Below are 1691 nucleotides of genomic sequence, written 5' to 3' on the forward strand. Positions count from 1 at the left end.
CTTCTTATTTTTTGAGTATTGTATCAGTCTTAAGTTTAACTTTACTTAGATATAATTTCAAAAAATATTTATAAAGGTATATCATGGGATTAGCAATCGGTCTAGTAGGACTTCCAAATGTCGGCAAATCAACAACTTTTAATGCATTAACAAAAGCACAAAATGCGGAGGCGGCTAACTACCCATTTTGTACCATAGAACCAAACAAAGCAGTTGTTCCTGTACCAGATAAAAGGCTTCATGAACTTGCTAAGATTGTAAATCCTGAGCGTATTCAATACTCTACACTTGATTTTGTTGATATTGCAGGTTTAGTCAAGGGAGCGAGTCAAGGTGAAGGTCTTGGAAATAAATTTCTTTCAAATATCCGTGAAACAGAAGTTATCCTACAAATTGTAAGATGTTTTAAAGATGAGAACATCGTACATAATGAGGGAAGTATTGACCCTTTGCGTGATGTTGAAATCATTGAAGGTGAGTTAATTTTAGCAGACATTGAAGTATTATCAAATAGAATTGATAGACTGAGAAAACAAGCAAAAGCAGATAAATCCGCTAAAGTTGTCCTTGAGATGGCTGAAGAGTTGTTAGAATTTCTAGGCGAAGGAAACTTAGCTAGAAACTTTGACAAAGCAGATAGTGATGAGTATAAACAACTTGTAAATGAAGTACGTTTTCTTACAGATAAAGAGATCATGTATGGTGCAAACACTGATGAAGATGGACTCCTTCAAGATAATGAATACGTGACTGCACTCAAAGAGCACGCCCAAAAGAATAACTGTGAAATTATCAAACTATGCGCAAAAGTTGAAGAAGAGTTAATCGGTCTAGAAGACGATGAAGCAAAAGAATTTTTAGAAGAGCTTGGTGTTGAAGAGTCAGGACTTGAGCAAATTATCCATAAAGGCTTCAACAAGCTTGGTCTTATGAGCTACTTTACAGCGGGTGTAAAAGAGGTTCGTTCTTGGACAATTAGACAAAATTCCACTGCACCAAAGGCTGCGGCTGCCATTCACAATGACTTTGAAAAAGGTTTCATTCGTGCAGAAGTTATATCTTATGAAGATTTTGTAAGCTGTGGTGGTGAAGCAAAAGCTAAAGAAGCTGGAAAAATGAGACTCGAAGGGAAAGAATATATAGTCCAAGATGGTGACATTATGCACTTTAGATTTAACGTTTAGGCATTTGACCTAAGCATTAAATCTATAAAAATTTATGAGATAAACTGATATAAAATAAGTGATTTTTATTTTAAGTGAAATCAAAAAAATAAAAGTTAAACTGTCATTTTTTAAAAAAGGACAATAAACTTATGAACTCTAAAAATAAAACAACCACAACAGAAAAAAAATATGAAGTAATCGCATACGAAGACAATATAGTTTTCAACTTCACACTTCCTGGAGATGATAAAGAAAATCAACTCAGTAAGGAAGTAACTTTAGTTTGGGATGATACTCTTGAGAAATTTTTTGAAACACACACAAAAGAAAAACCTTATAAAATCCACTCATTTAAAAATGAACAAGAGAAAAGTAGGCTTAATGAAAAATACTGGGGTCTGAATAATCATTTTTTCTTATAACTTACTAAATAATCATCGACCATCTTTAGCTTTAAACTTTTAGTAACTGACCTTACGCACCAAGGAACTAAAATTGCTTAAATTTTTGTATGAAAAAAACAGA

Annotated in this window: 2 protein-coding genes; both read left to right on the forward strand. The window is 33.0% G+C overall.

Annotated features, from left to right (window positions below; all coding sequences use genetic code 11):
• The first annotated feature begins 83 nt into the window (after nucleotides 1-83).
• Nucleotides 84-1184, forward strand: a complete 1101-nt coding sequence (gene ychF, locus MV052_RS05505) for a redox-regulated ATPase YchF (RefSeq protein WP_297441743.1) — start codon at nucleotides 84-86, stop codon at nucleotides 1182-1184.
• A gap of 131 nt (nucleotides 1185-1315) precedes the next feature.
• Nucleotides 1316-1588 (forward strand): hypothetical protein, encoded by a 273-nt coding sequence (locus MV052_RS05510; RefSeq protein WP_297441745.1) that lies wholly within the window; start codon nucleotides 1316-1318, stop codon nucleotides 1586-1588.
• The last annotated feature ends 103 nt before the right edge of the window (nucleotides 1589-1691 follow it).

Origin of the sequence: Sulfurimonas sp. (assembly GCF_026988655.1) — a bacterium.
In the GTDB taxonomy this organism is placed as follows: Bacteria; Campylobacterota; Campylobacteria; order Campylobacterales; family Sulfurimonadaceae; genus Sulfurimonas.